Genomic DNA, 16522 nt, shown 5'->3' with positions numbered 1-16522 from the left:
AAGTTTCCTGGTCACCAAGGAGGTAAGACGACTTGTGAATGAGTCGACATTTACTCCCGGGGGTGGTCAACCAGGAATGTCTGCGCCGGTCTCGGGCCCCACAGGGTTCGCGGCTGTCGGCTCGGTCGCTGTCCGCACCTTCGCGGCCCACCAGAGCCCGCAGGCAACTCCGACAGCACTCCAGAGCATGGATGGCCTACACGTGAACGCCATGGCCGGCGACGGAAGTGGCGGGGTCCACAACCACTTCGCCGACTACGACGAGCTGCCCGACGGGCACTTCTACGACCCCGACGCCGAGTACGAACCCGATCCGGAGTACGCGGCCACGCTCGCGCCCGACGCGGCCCGCCAGCGCCGCGAGCGCATCGGTCCGACCGGTCGCCCGCTGCCGTACTTCCCGATCCCGGGCCCGCTGACCGACCACGGCCCCGCGAAGATCATCGCGATGTGCAACCAGAAGGGTGGCGTCGGCAAGACGACGTCGACCATCAACCTGGGTGCCGCGCTCGCGGAGTACGGCCGCCGGGTCCTGCTCGTCGACTTCGACCCGCAGGGTGCTCTCTCGGTCGGCCTCGGGGTGAACCCGATGGAGCTCGACCTCACGGTCTACAACCTGCTCATGGAGCGGGGCATGTCAGCCGACGAGGTCCTGCTGAAGACCGCGGTCCCCAACATGGACCTGCTGCCGAGCAACATCGACCTGTCGGCGGCAGAGGTCCAGCTGGTCTCCGAGGTCGCGCGCGAGTCCACGCTGCAGCGGGCGCTCAAGCCGCTGCTGGCCGACTACGACTACATCGTGATCGACTGTCAGCCCTCGCTCGGCCTGCTCACCGTGAACGCCCTGACGGCCGCACACAAGGTGATAGTGCCACTGGAGTGCGAGTTCTTCGCCCTGCGCGGTGTCGCACTGCTGACGGAGACCATCGAGAAGGTCCAGGAGCGGCTCAACCCCGACCTGGAGCTCGACGGCATCCTCGCCACGATGTACGACTCGCGCACCGTGCACAGCCGTGAGGTCCTCGCGCGTGTCGTCGAGGCGTTCGACGAGCACGTCTACCACACGGTCATCGGGCGCACGGTCCGCTTCCCGGAGACCACGGTCGCCGGTGAGCCGATCACCACGTACGCCTCCAACTCCGTCGGTGCCGCCGCCTACCGTCAGCTCGCCAGGGAGGTGCTCGCCCGGTGTCACGCCGAGTGAGTCTGCCGGGGGCCGACGAACTCTTCCGTACGACAGGGGGAATGGCGCTGCAGCCGTCCGCTCCCCGGCGGGGGCCAGGCGGAGAAGCCCGTGTGCCCGCTCCCGCCGGGGACAGCGACGGGGTCGTCGGCGCTGAGGACGCACCGCCTTCCGTGCCCGTGCGGGGCGGTGACGGCGAGGGGTCCGAGCATGTGGCCGCCGATGCCGAGTCCGACGGTGACCAGCCGCGCAGCCGGTCCGCCGCCGCGGGGGCCGAGCGGGCCGCCGCGGCCGGACGTCAGCCGCAGCCGCAACCGCAGGAAGGTTCTGCCACCGCCGCGCCCCGCAAGCGGGGGCGGGGCTCCGGGCGCCGCCCCAGTGGGCGGGAGCGGCACGACGAGAAGATCACGGTGTACGTCTCCGCCGAGGAGCTCATGGATCTCGAACACGCGCGGCTGGTGCTGCGCGGGGAGCACGGGCTGGCCGTCGACCGCGGACGCATCGTGCGGGAGGCCGTCGCCGTGGTGCTGGCGGATCTGGAGTCCCGAGGGGACGCGAGCATCCTCGTACGACGGCTTCGGGGGCGGTAGAGGTAGCCTGCGGGGGTTATGACCTCGTATGACTCCTCTGCGGCGGCCTCCGGCGGTTCGGGCGGTCGTCGGCGTGCGCTGGGGAGGGGGCCACTGGCTCCGCCGGCTGAGCCGGATACGGGCGGGTCTTCGGCTCAGGAGCGCTCTTCGGCCGAGGCCGGTGGGGCGTTGTGCCCACCCGGTCCGCCCCGCGGAACGCCTGCCCACAACGCCGGCGGCGGTGACGAGGAACCGCCCGCCGTCGTTCCTGCCGAAGCCGAAGCCGAAGCCGAAGCCGAAGCCGAAGCCGAAGCCGAAGCCGAAGCCGAAGCCGAAGCCGAAGCCGAAGCCGAAGCCGAAGCCGAAGCCGAAGCCGAAGCCGAAGCCGAAGCCGAAGCCGAAGCCGAAGCCGAAGCCGAAGCCGAAGCCGGCGCTGTGCCGGATGGGGTGGCCGACCAGGCCGGAGAATCCGACGACGGGGTCTTCAAGGTTCGGCTCGCCAACTTCGAGGGGCCCTTCGACCTCCTCCTCCAGCTGATCTCGAAGCACAAGCTGGACGTCACCGAGGTTGCGCTCTCCAAGGTCACCGATGAGTTCATGGTGCACATCCGGGCGATGGGGCCGGACTGGGACCTGGACGAGACGACCGAGTTCCTGGTGGTCGCGGCGACGCTGCTGGATCTGAAGGCGGCCAGGCTGCTGCCCGCCGCCGAGGTCGAGGACGAAGCCGACCTGGCGCTCCTCGAAGCGAGGGACCTGCTCTTCGCCCGGCTGCTGCAGTACCGCGCGTACAAACAGATCGCGGATATCTTCAACCGGCGGCTGGACGAGGAGGCGCGACGGTACCCGCGGACGGTCGGGCTGGAGCCGCAGCACGCGCAACTGCTGCCCGAGGTGGTCATCAGCATCGGGGCGGAAGGATTCGCCAGGCTGGCCGTGAAGGCGATGCAGCCGAAGCCGAAGCCGCAGGTGTACGTCGATCACATCCACGCGCCGCTGGTCAGCGTGCAGGAACAGGCCGGGATCGTCGTCGCGCGGCTGCGGGAGCTGGGGGAGGCGTCCTTCCAGGTGCTCGTCGCGGACACCGACGACACCCTCACGGTGGTCGCCCGTTTCCTCGCCCTGCTGGAGCTCTACCGGGAGAAGGCCGTGGCCCTCGACCAGGAGACCGCGCTCGGGGATCTCGTCGTGCGGTGGACCGGTGGGGCCGGGGGCGCGGAGCCCGTGGTCACGGACGAGTTCGACCGGCCGCCCGAGCCGCCAGAGTCGCCCGAGTCGCCCGAGGAGGAGAAGGCGTGAGCGAGGAGAGAACCGGGGTGCCCGCAGGTTCGCGTACCGTCGCCGACCTCGATCTCAAGCCCGCCCTGGAGGCCGTCCTCATGGTCGTGGACGAGCCCGCGACGGAGGAGCACCTGTCGAAGATCCTGGAGCGGCCCAGGCGCCAGATCGCCAGGGCGCTCAGGGAACTGGCCGACGAGTACGCCGTGCAGGGCCGCGGCTTCGAGCTGCGGCTGATCGCCGGCGGGTGGCGTTATTACACCCGGCCCGAGTACGCCGCCGCCGTCGAGCGGTTCGTGCTGGACGGGCAGCAGGCCCGGCTGACCCAGGCCGCGCTGGAGACGCTGGCCGTGGTCGCGTACCGGCAGCCGGTGAGCCGGAGCAGGGTCTCCGCCGTGCGGGGAGTCAACTGTGACGGGGTCATGCGCACCCTCCTTCAACGCGGTCTCGTCGAGGAGGCGGGCGCGGAACCCGAAACAGGTGCGATCCTGTACAGGACGACGAACTACTTCCTGGAGCGGATGGGCCTGCGCGGCCTGGACGAGCTCCCGGAGCTCGCGCCCTTCCTCCCGGAGGCGGAGGCGATCGAGGCGGAGACGCTGGAAGGGGTCCCGTCGTTCGATCCGGATGCACCGGATGCAGATGCAGACGACACGACGACGACGGAACTTTGATGCGAAGCAGTGGCAGCGGCAGTGGCAGGAACAACGGGCGCGGCAACCCCCGGGGGAGCGGTGGGGGCGGTAAGCCCCGCGGGTCCGGTGGAAGCGGCTCCCAGCCGAAGGGCGGGGGAGGGCGCGACGACAGGCCGAAGCGCGAGGGCAAGCCCCGTCCCGAGGAGCGCCGCTACGACGTGGGCCCCGGCGCCACCCACGAAGGACCGAAGTCCGGGCGGGGCACCGCGGCCCGCGGTGGTGCCAAGGGCGGCCCCAAGCAGTCCCCGAGCAGTGGGCGCGGCCGTTGGGCCCCGGCGACCTCCCGCGAGTACGACGCGCGGGCCGAGGAGCGCAACCGCGAGCGGTACGCGGGCAAGAAGGACGTCAAGCCGCCCAAGACCTTCCCGGGCGCCGAGCAGGAGGGCGAGCGTCTGCAGAAGATCCTCGCGCGCGCGGGCTACGGTTCCCGGCGCTCCTGCGAGGAGCTGATCGAGCAGGCCCGGGTCGAGGTCAACGGCGAGATCGTCCTGGAGCAGGGCAAGCGCGTCGACCCCGAGAACGACGAGGTCAAGGTCGACGGGCTGACCGTCGCGACGCAGTCGTACCAGTTCTTCTCGCTGAACAAGCCGGCCGGCGTCGTGTCGACGATGGAGGACAACGAGGGCCGTCAGTGCCTCGGCGACTACGTGACCAACCGCGAGACGCGGCTCTTCCACGTCGGACGGCTCGACACCGAGACCGAGGGCGTCATCCTGCTCACCAACCACGGTGAACTGGCGCACCGGCTGACCCACCCCAAGTACGGCGTGAAGAAGGTCTACCTCGCGCACATCGTGGGCCCGATCCCGCGCGACCTGGGCAAGCAGCTCAAGGACGGCATCCAGCTGGAGGACGGGTACGCGCGCGCGGACCACTTCCGGGTCGTGCAGCAGACCGGCAAGAACTACCTCGTCGAGGTCACGCTGCACGAGGGGCGCAAGCACATCGTGCGCCGGATGCTGGCGGAGGCCGGCTTCCCGGTCGACAAGCTGGTGCGCGTCGCGTTCGGGCCGATCACCCTCGGCGACCAGAAGTCGGGCTGGCTGCGCCGGCTGTCGAACACCGAGGTCGGGATGCTGATGCAGGAGGTCGACCTCTAGGGTCCCGCGTCACGTTCGAGCAGTGGGCCGGTCCCGGGTTTACCTCCGGGGCCGGCCCTTTGCCGTTCCCGGCACTGCTCTTGGCTTCCCTTTCCCCGTAAAAGGGTTGTGCGCCGCCTCCCACCCCTTTATAGTCGGTATGACTATTAGTCGTGGTGACCATAAAGGGGGCGGGTGGACATGACCGCACCTGTCGGGGCGTCGAACGGCACCGCACCGGAGGGCTACGACAAGTACGCCTTCGAACCCTTCGCCGTCACCGTCGACCTGGCCGTCTTCACCGTCCGCGTGGGCACCCTCCAGGTGCTGCTCGTCGAGCGCGGGCAGGAGCCGTACGCGGGTCGCTGGGCACTGCCCGGCGGGTTCGTGCTGCCGGACGAGTCCGCGGAGGAGGCCGCCTGGCGCGAACTCGCGGAGGAGACCGGGGTCACGGACGTCCCCGGGCTCCATCTGGAGCAGCTGCGGACCTACAGCGAGCCGGGGAGGGACCCGCGGATGCGGGTCGTCACCGTCGCGTTCGCCGCACTGTTCCCGGACCTGCCCGCCCCGCACGGCGGTGGTGACGCGGCACAGGCCCAGTGGCTGCGGTTCAACGCAATCGGTCCGCTCGCCTTCGACCACGACCGCATCCTCGCCGACGCCCACGAACGCGTCGGCGCCAAGCTCGAGTACACCTGTCTCGCCACCTCCTTCTGTCCGCCCGAGTTCACGCTCGGCGAGCTGCAGCAGGTCTACGAGACCGTGTGGGGCACTCCGCTCGACCGGCCCAACTTCCGGCGCAAGGTGCTGGCCACGCCGGGCTTCGTCGAACAGGTGCCCGGCGCCGCCCGCCTGACCGGCGGTCGCGGCAAGCCCGCCGCGCTGTACCGCGCGGGTGGGGCCACCGCCCTGCACCCGCCCCTGCTGCGACCCACCACGGAAGGACGGCCCTGATGACCATGACGCTGCGTACGAAGCGCTCCGCCACCGGATCCCTGATCGGACTCGCCCTCGGAGACGCCCTCGGCTTCCCGACGGAGTTCAACGACATCCCGTCGATCCTCGCCAAGTGCGGCCCCTGGCGGAAGATGGAGCTGCCGAGGCCCGCGATCGTCACCGACGACACGCAGATGACGCTGGCGCTGGCGCACGGGCTGCGGGCGGCCATGGACCGCGGGTCGCTCGGCGCCGAGGCGCTGGAGAGGTCCGTCCGCAAGGAGTTCGTGGACTGGTCCCGCTCGCCGGAGAACAACCGCGCCCCCGGCCGCACCTGCCTGGTCGCCTGCGACCTCCTCGCGGTCGAGCGCCACCCCTGGCAGTTCGCCAGCCAGATCGGCTCCAAGGGCTGCGGCGCCAACATGCGGGTCGCGCCGCTCGGTCTGATCGGCCCGCTCAGCGACGAACAGCGCGCTGGAGCAGCCCAGTTGCAGGCCGCCCTCACCCACGGCCACCCCACCGCCCTCGCCGCCTCCGACCTCACCGCCCACGCGATACGGCTGCTCGCCCAGGGCACCGAACCGATGGGCCTGGTCGGCCTGCTGCGCTCCTACGCGTACGAGAACCGCGCCCGCTACCACGCGCGCTGGCTCGGCGACCTGTGGACCTACAGCCAGGACCCCTCGCCCGAGCACTACATCTCCCGGGGCTGGGACGAGTGCCTTCAGGCCCTGGACCGGGTCCGGGACGCCCTGCGGCTCCCGTCGCCCGAGACGGACCCCTGCCTGGCCACCGGAGAGGGCTGGATCGCCGAGGAGGCCCTCGCCACCGGGCTGCTGTGCTTCCTGCTCTTCGTCGACGAGCCCGTCACCGCGCTGCGCCGCGCCGCCTGCACCTCGGGCGACTCGGACTCCATCGCCTGCCTCACCGGGGCCTTCGCGGGCGCCTACCACGGGCCGGACGCCTGGCCGTCCGAGTGGGCGGACCGGATCGAGTACCAGGGCGACCTCGTCTCGCTGGGAGCCCTCTGGGACGCTTGAGGGATGACCGACGCCCTCGACATCGACCTGGCCCCCGTGGTCGCGGAACAGCCCGACCCCCTGCTGTTCGCCACCGTCTCCGGAGCCCACCTGTACGGCTTCCCCTCGCGCGACTCGGACGTCGACCTGCGCGGTGTGCATCTGCTGCCCACGGCCGAACTGGTCGGGTTGCGCGAGCCGGAGGAGACCCGGTCGAAGATGTGGGACCGGGACGGCGTCGAGATGGATCTCGTCACGCACGACCTGCGCAAGTTCGCCCGGCTGATGCTGCGCCGCAACGGCTATGTGCTGGAGCAGTTGCTCTCCCCGCTCGTCGTGCACACGACCGAGGCGCACCGCGAACTGATCTCGCTCGCCCCCGGGGTCCTCACCCGTCACCACGCCCACCACTACCGGGGGTTCGCCGTCACCCAGTGGCGGCTCTTCGAGAAGACCGGCGAACTCAAGCCGCTCCTCTACACGTTCCGGGTGCTGCTCACCGGCGTCCACCTCATGCGCAGCGGCAAGGTGCAGGCCCATCTGCCCACGTTGCTGCCGGAGGTCGAGGAGGCCCCCGCGTATCTCCCGGACCTCGTCGCGGCGAAGGCTGCCCACGAGCGCGGCAAGGCCGACGTCGACCAGGAGCGGGTCGCGGCGGATGTGGAGCGGCTCCAGGGCCTACTGGACGAGGAACAGGCCCTGTCAGCGCTGCCGGAGAACCCGGCCGCCTACGACGCCCTGCACGACTTCGTCGTCCGCGTCCGGCTCGACGGCCCGAAGGTCTGAGCCGGCCCGGAGGTCCGAGCCGACCTGAAGGGCTGAGGCGCGCCGGGTCCGTACGACGAAGTCCTCGACCAGCTCCCGGTCCGGCTCCGGCGGCAACGGGCTGCGGGCCGCCGCCTCCTCGGCCTCCGTGGCCAGCCGGGCCATCCAGGACTCGACCCGGGCCCACGGGACCTCGCCACGCTTCACCGCCAGCAGGGGCTCGCGCTGGTCGCCCACGTCGATGATCAGCGTGCCCGTGCGCAGCAGGTCGCGGCAGCTCATCAGGAGGCGGAGCAGATGCATGGCGTGCTTCCAGCGGGGAGCGCCGTGCGTGCGGACGTCCGCGTCGAGCTTCTTGCGCTGGCCGAGGGCGTAGCGGGCGAACGTCTCGTGGGCCTGGCGGGACAGGAACGCCCCGCGCAGGGCGAGCAGTTCACGGCCGGTGGCGTCGACGTGCTCCACCAAGGGGGAGTGCAGACACTCCAGGATGTTGGGGTTGGCGCGCAGGGCCAGATCGCAGAAGCGCTCCAGCTCCCAGCCGAACTGCTCCTCCGCCGGGCCCTCCACGTGGGTCGGCGGCTTCTCGAAGCGCCAGAACAGCTCCGTGGGGGCCAGGAAGACGCCCCGCCGGTCCGTGTCGCTGTCGTCCGTCGCGAGACCGAAGGCCCGTGAGCCCATCACACAGGCGTAGATCGTGTGGTCGCGGACCAGGGCGTGTGGGTGCGGGGGCTCCATGTCCGGGAGCGTACGTGCCGGCTCAGGCCGGCTGAATCGAATTTCCCGCGACCGTGATCTCCTCGGCGGGCAGCGGCTGGGTGGCCGGACCCTTCACCACCGCACCGTCCGTGATCTTGAACCTGCTGCCGTGGCACGCACAGTTGATCGTCTCGTCCGAGACGCTGCTGACGATGCAGCCCGCGTGGGTGCAGACCGCCGAGAAGGCCTTGAAGTCGCCCTCCTCGGGCTGGGTCACGACGACCTTCCGGTCCTTGAAGATCTTGCCGCCGCCCACAGGGATGTCGGTCGTCCTCGCCAGCTCCCCGCCGCCGTCCGTACCGGCGTCCCCCGGCGAGGTCTCGTCCCCGGAGTCGCCTCCGTCGTCGCCGTACTCACCGCACCCCATGAGCAGCGCAGCCGTGCCCGCCGCGCCGGTGGCCAGCACCGTGCGCCGCGTGGAACCCATCGTCATGTCGTCACTCCGAACGTGCGGAAGAACCAGAGGGCGGAGGTCAGCCAGACGACCGTGAGAGCGGTGAAGACGAGACCGCCGACGATCGGCAGGAGCCAGCCGGGGAGTCGCTCCGAGCGGAGCAGCAGCATCTTTGCACTGAAAACACCGAAGAAGAAGCAACCCAGGAGAGAGTGCCACAAAACGCGCGGTTCGTACGTCCGGAAGCCGAGGGCGTACAGACAGTGCACCGCCACCGGCACCGCGATCAGGAACGCCGCCCGCCCCGACCAGCGGTGCAGCACCCCCGACCAGCTCGGGCCCGGCAGCTTGCCGTACATCATCAGAGCCGATGTCAGCTGCACGAGCGCGAAGCCGAACGACGCCGTCGCCAGCCATGACTTCACGGCGCCCGTGCTGCTGAAGCCCGCGAGGTTGAACGCGGTGCCCGCCGGGTCGTGCACCTTGCCGTAGGCGCCGAGTCCGACCGCCACCGCGCACGCCACGAGGGCCGGGACCAGATAGCGGGAGGCGCCGCCGGGGCCCCGGGCGGGGGTGGGGCGCGGGGACGGGAAGTCCTGGGTGGCGGCGTTCGGGTCGACGGTCATGAGCTGCTCCCTGCCGTGAGGGGGTTCCTGGGGGCGTCATGGGCTTGCGGAACCTGCCGAAGGGACGAGGCACGGGTGACGGGTGGGCCGCAGGCAGTCACGGTGTGACGGGGCGGGCTGTGAGCCGCTGCCCGTCGATCGTCACCGCCCCCGTCTCCGGGTCGATCTCCGGTGCTGCCGTGGGCCGGCCGTCGCGCTTGAGGATGCCGACCTGGCGGCCGTCCGGCAGGACGATCCAGCCGCCGTCGACCTCGGCCCCGCGTACGTCGGCGGTCGCGCGGTACAGCCCCGAGGGCTTGACGGTCCTGGGCGCCGTGAAGCCGTACTCCCGGCCGCCGACGTCGACCGTGCCGCGGACGCTGGCGCCCTTCAGCGTGCCGTTCAGCTCGGCGCCGTCCCTGCTCGTGAGCCGCATGCCGCCGTCGTCCTCGACGTCGCCCCTGAGCCAGGACTCCTGGTCGCGGCCGTCGCAGAAGTAGGCGACCGCCCTGCCGTCACGCAGGGTCACGGCGATCGCCGCGGAGTCGTCGTCGGTGCGGCCCGCGTAGTCGGCGTCGGCCGGCGGGGTGGGCGTCGGACGTGGCGACGGCGAGGTCCTCGTCGGCGACGGACTCGGTGACGGACTCGGTGACGCCGAGGCGGACGGCGGGTCGTTCCTGGTGGACGACGAGGTGGCGCGGGTCCCTGTGGTCGCGTTGAGCGACAGCATGAACAGGGCGAGCAACAGCCCGCCGAGAAGGGTGAGAAGTGGTCCGGAGCGCTTCATGCGAGCCTCCCCCGAGGCGTGGCGCGGACGGCCTCCCCCATGCAAGCGGACACGCGGGACGGCGTCCAGGGCGTGCGGAGGTGTTTCACCCCAAGTGGCGGGACAGTGACGTTCGCGTGACATTGTCAGGGTCTGCGACGGTGATCCGCCACCGGGGAGCCCTTCCGGACCGGGTGTCTCGGCAGGCGGGCGCCGCGCACCGGCCCGGGGCGGGCTGACTAGGCTGGTTGTACAGAGAGCCGGGATGTACATCAGCGAGGAGCAGAGCCGTGGCGGTACGAGCGGTCCGGGGCGCCGTCCAACTCGAGCGGGACGAGGCGGGGCACATGGACGAGCAGGTGGGCGAGCTGCTCACCGCGGTCCTGGAGCGCAACGGGCTCACCCCGGACGACCTGATCAGCATCTGGTTCACGGCCACCCCCGACCTGCACAGCGATTTCCCGGCCGCCGCGGCCCGCAAGCTCGGCATCGTCGACGTACCGCTGATCTGCGCGCAGGAACTGGACATCGAGGGCGCCATGCCCCGGGTGGTCCGGATCCTCGCGCACATCGAGTCTGACCGGCCGCGCTCCGAGATCGCGCACGTCTACCTGGGCACCGCGGCCGCACTCCGCAAGGACATCGCCCAGTGAGAACCGCACTCGTCATCGGCACCGGGCTGATCGGCACCTCCGCCGCCCTCGCCCTGGCCCAGCGCGGTGTCGCCGTCCACCTCACGGACCACGACCCGCAGCAGGCCCGTACGGCGGCCGCGCTCGGCGCCGGCACGGAAGAGGCACCCGGGGGCCCGGTGGACCTCGCGATCGTCGCGGCCCCGCCCGCACATGTGGCCGCGACCCTCGCCGACGCCATGCGCCGGGGCCTCGCGCGCGGCTACCTCGACGTGGCCTCCGTCAAGGGCGGCCCCCGTCGTGAGCTGGAGGAGCTGGGCCTCGACCTCTCCGCCTACATCGGCAGCCACCCCATGTCGGGCCGCGAGAAGTCCGGGCCGCTGGCCGCCACCGGTGACCTCTTCGAGGGCCGGCCCTGGGTACTCACCCCGACCCGGGACACCGACACCGAGGTCCTGAACCTCGCGCTGGAGCTGGTCTCGCACTGCCGGGCCGTCCCGGTGGTCATGGACGCGGACGCCCACGACCGGGCCGTCGCCCTCGTCTCGCACATGCCGCACCTCGTGTCCAGCCTGGTCGCCGCACGGCTGGAGCACGCCGAGGAGTCGGCCGTACGGCTGTGCGGGCAGGGCATCCGGGACGTGACCAGGATCGCGGCCTCCGACCCGCGCATGTGGATCGACATCCTCTCCGCCAACCCCGGTCCGGTCGCCGACCTCCTCGCCGACGTCTCGGCCGACCTCGACGAGACCGTCCAGGCTCTGCGGGCCCTCCAGGCATCCGACGAGGCCAAGCGCCGCGAGGGCGCCACCGGCATCGAGGACGTCCTGCGCCGGGGCAATGCCGGTCAGGTCCGGGTCCCCGGCAAGCACGGGTCCGCTCCGCGGGCCTACGAGGTGGTGGCGGTGTTCATCGACGACCAGCCGGGGCAGCTGGCCCGTATCTTCGCCGACGCGGGGGCCGCCGGGATCAACATCGAGGACGTGCGCATCGAGCACGCCACCGGGCAGCAGGCCGGCCTGGTGCAGCTGTTGGTGGAGCCGAAGGCGGCGGTGGTGTTGACCGGGGCGTTGCGGGAGCGGGGCTGGGCGATTCGGCAGTAGGGGGCGGGAAGGGGCGGGTGTGCGTATCGGGGGTGTGGGGGCGGCGTGGTTCTCTCACCCCCGCCGCCCCTACCCGTCCCATCCCGGGCCTCCGCCCCGGACCCCGCCGGGGCCTGCGCCCCTGGTCCCCGCTTCGGCCCGAACGGCCTCGTCCTCGAACGCGGGACGGGCTGGGGGTGTGCGCCTGGCCGGAGATGTGCGGCCGGACGGGCTACGCGCACCCAGTACCCTTGTCCGGGGCGTCTTCCGTCTCGCCCCACCACCTCGGAACAGGAAAGGTGCTCCCCAGTGGAACGCGCCACAGTGATCGTTGCCATCGACGGCCCCTCCGGCACGGGCAAGTCGAGCACCTCGAAGGCCGTGGCCGCGCAGCTGGGGCTGAGCTACCTGGACACGGGCGCCCAGTACCGGGCGATCACGTGGTGGATGGTCAACAACGCCATCGACATAGAGGACCCGTCGGCGATCGCCGCCGTGGCCGGGAAGCCGGAGATCGTGTCGGGGACCGACCCGTCCGGGCCGACCATCACCGTCGACGGCACGGATGTCGCCGGGCCGATCCGCACCCAGGAGGTGACCTCCAGGGTCAGCGCGGTGAGCGCCGTACCGGAGGTGCGGGCGCGGATCACCGAGCTGCAGCGTTCCATCGCGTCGGACGCCGAGAACGGCATCGTCGTCGAGGGACGGGACATCGGTACGACCGTGCTGCCGGACGCGGACCTGAAGATCTTCCTCACCGCCTCGCCGGAGGCCCGTGCCGCCCGCCGCAGCGGTGAGCTGAAGAGTGCCGACGTCCAGGCGACCCGCGAGGCCCTCCTCAAGCGGGACGCGGCCGACTCCAGCCGCAAGACCTCGCCGCTCGCCAAGGCGGACGACGCGGTCGAGGTGGACACCTCGGACCTCACCCTCCAGCAGGTCATCGAGTGCGTGGTCACCCTCGTCGAGGAGAAGCGGGCGGGAAAGTGAGCGAAGCCTCCGCGGACCGGGCCCCGTCGGCCCGGGAAACCTCGGCCCGGACCCCGTCGGCCGAGGCTCCTTCGCTGCGCGGCGCCGAGGTGGGCCGGCGCATCGGCGTCGGCCTGATGTACGGGCTGTGGAAGCCGCGTGTGCTGGGCGCCTGGCGGGTGCCCGCGACCGGCCCGGTGATCCTCGCCGTGAACCACTCCCACAACATCGACGGCCCGATGGTCATGGGCGTGGCACCGCGCCCGACGCACTTCCTGATCAAGAAGGAGGCGTTCATCGGTCCCCTCGACCCCTTCCTGCTCGGCATCGGGCAGGTGAAGGTGGACCGGTCGACGGCCGACCGCACCGCCATCACCCAGGCGCTCGCCGTCCTGGACAACGGAGGCGTGCTCGGAATCTTCCCGGAGGGCACCCGCGGCGAGGGCGACTTCGCCTCGCTGCGTGCCGGACTCTCCTATTTCGCCGTGCGCGGCGGCGCGCCGATCGTCCCGGTGGCCGTACTGGGAAGCACGGAGCGGCGCGGACGGTTGATGAAGGGACTGCCCCCGCTGCGCTCCCGCGTCGACGTCGTCTTCGGCGACCCGTTCGAGGCGGGCGACGGCAGCGGACGGCGTACGCGCAAGGCCCTCGACGAGGCGACCGTGCGCATCCAGAAGCATCTCGGCGCGCACCTGGAGCATGCCCGGCGGCTCACCGGCCGCCGGTAAAACGCCGGGCGTCCGATCGGGCGCTGGGCGACACTGAGTAGTGGATCAGCCGGCGGGCAAGCCGGGTGTTCCACCGATCACCACGATGAACTACGAGGTACGGACTTCATGAACGACCAGTTTCCCTCCGAGCACGAGCACGGAGAGCTTGGCGACGCCGAGTACGCGGAGTTCATGGAGCTCGCCGCGGTAGAGGGCTTCGACATCGAGGACGTCGAGGGTGCGATCGAGGAGGCGGGCCACGGCCCGCTGCCCGTCCTCGCCGTCGTCGGCCGCCCGAACGTCGGCAAGTCGACGCTCGTGAACCGGATCATCGGCCGCCGCGAGGCGGTCGTCGAGGACAAGCCCGGCGTCACCCGCGACCGCGTCACCTACGAGGCCGAGTGGGCGGGCCGCCGCTTCAAGGTCGTCGACACCGGCGGCTGGGAGCAGGACGTCCTCGGCATCGACGCCTCCGTCGCCGCCCAGGCCGAGTACGCCATCGAGGCCGCCGACGCGGTCGTGTTCGTCGTCGACGCCAAGGTCGGCGTCACCGACACCGACGAGGCCGTCGTCCGGCTGCTCCGCAAGGCCGGCAAGCCCGTGGTGCTCTGCGCCAACAAGGTCGACGGCCCGAGCGGCGAGGCCGACGCGACCGCTCTGTGGTCCCTCGGCATCGGCGAGCCGCACCCGGTCTCCTCGTTGCACGGCCGCGGCACCGGCGACATGCTGGACGCCGTCCTGGAGGCCCTGCCGGAGGCACCCGAGCAGACCTTCGGCACAGCGGTCGGCGGCCCTCGCCGTATCGCCCTGATCGGCCGCCCGAACGTCGGCAAGTCCTCCCTCCTGAACAAGGTGGCGAACGAGGACCGCGTCGTCGTCAACGAGATCGCGGGCACGACCCGTGACCCGGTCGACGAGCTGATCGAACTCGGCGGTGTCACCTGGAAGTTCGTCGACACGGCGGGCATCCGCAAGCGTGTCCACCTCCAGCAGGGCGCCGACTACTACGCCTCGCTGCGCACCGCTGCCGCCGTCGAGAAGGCGGAGGTGGCCGTCATCCTCATCGACGCCTCCGAGTCCATCTCGGTCCAGGACCAGCGCATCGTGACGATGGCCGTCGAGGCGGGCCGCGCGCTGGTCATCGCGTACAACAAGTGGGACACCCTCGACGAGGAGCGCCGCTACTACCTGGAGCGGGAGATCGAGACCGAGTTCGCCCAGGTCGCCTGGGCGCCCCGGGTCAATGTGTCGGCGCGCACCGGCCGCCACATGGAGAAGCTGGTCCCCGCGATCGAGACGGCGCTCGCCGGCTGGGAGACCCGCGTCCCGACGGGCCGCCTGAACGCCTTCCTCGGTGAACTGGTCGCCGCCCACCCGCACCCGATCCGGGGCGGCAAGCAGCCCCGCATCCTCTTCGGCACCCAGGCGGGCACCAAGCCCCCGCGCTTCGTCCTCTTCGCCTCCGGCTTCATCGAGGCCGGTTACCGCCGTTTCATCGAGCGTCGGCTGCGTGAGGAGTTCGGCTTCGACGGCACCCCGATCCACATCTCGGTACGGGTGCGCGAGAAGCGCGGCAGGAAGAAGTAGGAAGCCCGCACGACATGAGGAGGCGGCCACCCGGACATCCGGGTGGCCGCCTCCTCATGTGCCCGCTTCAAAGACCTCGGCGTGGGCCCGGGGGCAGCGGGGAGGGGATGTGGTGCATCCCCGTGTGCCCGGTGGGGATGCGCCCCACCGGCTGCCACACGGCCGTCGTCGTGGACGTGTGACCGGGCGGTGTCTCGCGCTGGGTGGCGAGATGCCCCGCCGCGTTCCGGGCGCCGTACGAGCCGGAGGTGTACGACCCGGTGGTGCGATGACCGCCCGAGCCGTGCGACAGGCTGCCGAAACCCGTGAACCCCAGCTCCTCCTCCCCGTGCCGGTCGCCCGGCAGGGTCCGGTAGGTCCTGACCCACTCCGCGTAGAGCGTGTCGTAGATGGGCGTGGCCGAAGGATCCTGTGTCGGCCGCATGGACGGGATCGACGGATAGGACTGGCGGCGAGGAACGTCGTATGCGTGCACGCCTGTGCCAACGACCCCGCCGCGGAAGGGATGCGGTAGCTCAACCATTCAGCCTCCGGCCCGAAACCGTGCCCCGAAGGGGCGCGGGGCTGTATCGAGATGCACTCGCCGCGTGGGCGCGCCCCGTTCCATCGCCGCCGGGATGCGACCCGCGGCCACCTGACCAGCCGCACTGCTGCGGCGGGTCGTCACGGCTCGCAGGGAGGGGCGATCAGGTCCCGGCCAGCGGCAGCGTCGCGGCCACCAACTTCCCGTTGGCCGCCGCCTTGTCGAGCGCGTCCCGCAGCAGGTCCTCCCGCGGCTGCCGTCCGATCGACCCCACCGGCGCCGCGAACATCAGCACCTGCTGGTGCTTGTTCGCGGCCGCCCGCCACGCGTCGGCGACCTGCAGCGCCTGATGCGCCTGCCACCACGCGACCGGCGAACCACCGGAGCCGCCCGGCTGCAGGATGGCGTGCAGCTGACCCATGGCGAGCAGGACGGACCAGCCGTGCAGTACGGGCGGTACGGAGTCGATCTGGGGAAGCGGCATGAAGCCCTGCTCGATGAGCAGCGGCAGGAAGTCGTCGCCCACGCCGGTCGTGCCGGGGCGGGCGATGGGGGCGGTCGGTTCGACGACCAGTGCCGGGTGCAGCTCGCCGCTGAGCAGGATCAGTCCGCTGGTGACGCCGAGCACGGCCTGCTCGGGCACGGCCTGGGCCGGGCTGTCCCCGGCGATGGAACGGGCGGCGCCCTGCAACTGCTCCTCGGTGACCTGCACGACCTGGGAGGGCAGACAGGTGGCGTGGGCGAAGGCGAGTACGGCTGTCTCGTCGCCGACGAAGAGAACGGTGCTGGTGCGCTCCTGCTCGGAGTCGCCGGGGGTGCGGCACGACGTGCAGTCGTAGCCGCCGGGGGCGTTCTCTCCGGCGAGCAGCCGGTCGGCCTCTTCGTCGCCGATCTCGGCGCGTACCTCGTCGCTGACCTCGAGCATGCGCGGCACGGGTGGCTCCTCGGGATGCGGTGCGTGTCGGTGCCGGGTGGCG

General features: G+C 71.4%; 19 protein-coding genes. 13 read left to right on the top strand and 6 right to left on the bottom strand.

Going from position 1 to position 16522, the window contains the following annotated elements; genetic code table 11:
• Positions 1 to 76: 76 nt before the first annotated feature.
• From OG858_RS09995 to OG858_RS09960, 8 genes are all read left to right on the top strand, one after another.
• Positions 77 to 1204 carry a ParA family protein gene (locus OG858_RS09995; protein ID WP_079024375.1) on the top strand — a complete coding sequence of 376 codons (1128 nt, stop codon included), beginning with the start codon at positions 77 to 79 and terminating at the stop codon, positions 1202 to 1204.
• Positions 1189 to 1773 carry a hypothetical protein gene (locus OG858_RS09990; RefSeq protein WP_319067093.1) on the top strand — a complete coding sequence of 195 codons (585 nt, stop codon included), beginning with the start codon at positions 1189 to 1191 and terminating at the stop codon, positions 1771 to 1773. Before OG858_RS09995 ends, OG858_RS09990 begins: the two co-directional genes overlap by 16 nt.
• A gap of 18 nt (positions 1774 to 1791) precedes the next feature.
• The gene (locus OG858_RS09985; RefSeq protein ID WP_408059381.1) at positions 1792 to 3051 is read left to right on the top strand and encodes a segregation and condensation protein A; all 1260 of its coding nucleotides are present in this window, start codon (positions 1792 to 1794) and stop codon (positions 3049 to 3051) included.
• Positions 3048 to 3704 (top strand): SMC-Scp complex subunit ScpB, encoded by a 657-nt coding sequence (scpB, locus tag OG858_RS09980; protein WP_086751653.1) that lies wholly within the window; start codon positions 3048 to 3050, stop codon positions 3702 to 3704. Before OG858_RS09985 ends, scpB begins: the two co-directional genes overlap by 4 nt.
• A complete protein-coding gene (locus OG858_RS09975; RefSeq protein ID WP_319067096.1) occupies positions 3704 to 4825 on the top strand; it encodes a pseudouridine synthase in 1122 nt (373 codons plus the stop codon). The genes scpB and OG858_RS09975 overlap by 1 nt, the downstream gene beginning before the upstream one ends.
• Positions 4826 to 5005: 180 nt before the next feature.
• Positions 5006 to 5758: an NUDIX hydrolase gene (locus tag OG858_RS09970; RefSeq protein ID WP_327749082.1), complete on the top strand. Its 753-nt coding sequence runs from the start codon at positions 5006 to 5008 to the stop codon at positions 5756 to 5758.
• A complete protein-coding gene (locus OG858_RS09965; RefSeq protein ID WP_086750676.1) occupies positions 5758 to 6780 on the top strand; it encodes an ADP-ribosylglycohydrolase family protein in 1023 nt (340 codons plus the stop codon). Before OG858_RS09970 ends, OG858_RS09965 begins: the two co-directional genes overlap by 1 nt.
• 3 nt (positions 6781 to 6783) lie before the next feature.
• Positions 6784 to 7545, top strand: coding sequence for a nucleotidyltransferase domain-containing protein (locus OG858_RS09960; RefSeq protein WP_327749083.1), 762 nt, complete (start codon positions 6784 to 6786; stop codon positions 7543 to 7545).
• Here the strand turns inward: OG858_RS09960 and OG858_RS09955 are convergent.
• From OG858_RS09955 to OG858_RS09940, 4 genes are all read right to left on the bottom strand, one after another.
• A complete protein-coding gene (locus OG858_RS09955) occupies positions 7462 to 8259 on the bottom strand; it encodes a nucleotidyltransferase domain-containing protein (RefSeq protein ID WP_327749085.1) in 798 nt (265 codons plus the stop codon). The two genes, OG858_RS09960 and OG858_RS09955, sit on opposite strands and share 84 nt — an antisense overlap.
• 22 nt (positions 8260 to 8281) lie before the next feature.
• On the bottom strand, positions 8282 to 8713 hold the full coding sequence (locus OG858_RS09950) for a Rieske (2Fe-2S) protein (protein ID WP_086750679.1): 432 nt from the start codon (positions 8711 to 8713) through the stop codon (positions 8282 to 8284).
• On the bottom strand, positions 8710 to 9300 hold the full coding sequence (locus OG858_RS09945) for a DUF6529 family protein (protein WP_327749086.1): 591 nt from the start codon (positions 9298 to 9300) through the stop codon (positions 8710 to 8712). Before OG858_RS09945 ends, OG858_RS09950 begins: the two co-directional genes overlap by 4 nt.
• 97 nt (positions 9301 to 9397) lie before the next feature.
• Positions 9398 to 10066 carry a hypothetical protein gene (locus OG858_RS09940; RefSeq protein ID WP_319067101.1) on the bottom strand — a complete coding sequence of 223 codons (669 nt, stop codon included), beginning with the start codon at positions 10064 to 10066 and terminating at the stop codon, positions 9398 to 9400.
• Positions 10067 to 10335: 269 nt separating this feature from the next.
• Here OG858_RS09940 and aroH point away from each other — a divergent pair, with 269 nt between their 5' ends.
• The 5 genes from aroH to der all read left to right on the top strand — a co-directional run bounded on the left by aroH (position 10336) and on the right by der (position 15022).
• Positions 10336 to 10698 carry a chorismate mutase gene (gene aroH / locus OG858_RS09935; protein ID WP_037702127.1) on the top strand — a complete coding sequence of 121 codons (363 nt, stop codon included), beginning with the start codon at positions 10336 to 10338 and terminating at the stop codon, positions 10696 to 10698.
• Complete coding sequence (locus OG858_RS09930; protein WP_319263510.1) at positions 10695 to 11780, top strand: prephenate dehydrogenase; 1086 nt, start codon at positions 10695 to 10697, stop codon at positions 11778 to 11780. Before aroH ends, OG858_RS09930 begins: the two co-directional genes overlap by 4 nt.
• 288 nt (positions 11781 to 12068) lie before the next feature.
• The gene (cmk, locus tag OG858_RS09925; protein ID WP_086747758.1) at positions 12069 to 12746 is read left to right on the top strand and encodes a (d)CMP kinase; all 678 of its coding nucleotides are present in this window, start codon (positions 12069 to 12071) and stop codon (positions 12744 to 12746) included.
• On the top strand, positions 12704 to 13453 hold the full coding sequence (locus OG858_RS09920; protein WP_179200910.1) for a lysophospholipid acyltransferase family protein: 750 nt from the start codon (positions 12704 to 12706) through the stop codon (positions 13451 to 13453). Before cmk ends, OG858_RS09920 begins: the two co-directional genes overlap by 43 nt.
• A 108-nt stretch (positions 13454 to 13561) precedes the next feature.
• Positions 13562 to 15022 (top strand): ribosome biogenesis GTPase Der, encoded by a 1461-nt coding sequence (gene der, locus OG858_RS09915; RefSeq protein WP_086747759.1) that lies wholly within the window; start codon positions 13562 to 13564, stop codon positions 15020 to 15022.
• 67 nt (positions 15023 to 15089) lie between these two features.
• Here the strand turns inward: der and OG858_RS09910 are convergent, their stop codons facing one another.
• Together OG858_RS09910 and OG858_RS09905 are read right to left on the bottom strand one after the other, a co-directional pair.
• Positions 15090 to 15446, bottom strand: a complete 357-nt coding sequence (locus OG858_RS09910) for a hypothetical protein (protein ID WP_086747760.1) — start codon at positions 15444 to 15446, stop codon at positions 15090 to 15092.
• A gap of 262 nt (positions 15447 to 15708) precedes the next feature.
• Complete coding sequence (locus tag OG858_RS09905; protein ID WP_086747761.1) at positions 15709 to 16479, bottom strand: hypothetical protein; 771 nt, start codon at positions 16477 to 16479, stop codon at positions 15709 to 15711.
• Positions 16480 to 16522: the final 43 nt, after the last annotated feature.

The sequence above is a fragment of the Streptomyces europaeiscabiei genome, from assembly GCF_036346855.1.
In the GTDB taxonomy this organism is placed as follows: domain Bacteria; phylum Actinomycetota; class Actinomycetes; order Streptomycetales; family Streptomycetaceae; genus Streptomyces; species Streptomyces europaeiscabiei.
This window is presented reverse-complemented; position numbering and strand designations above follow the sequence as displayed.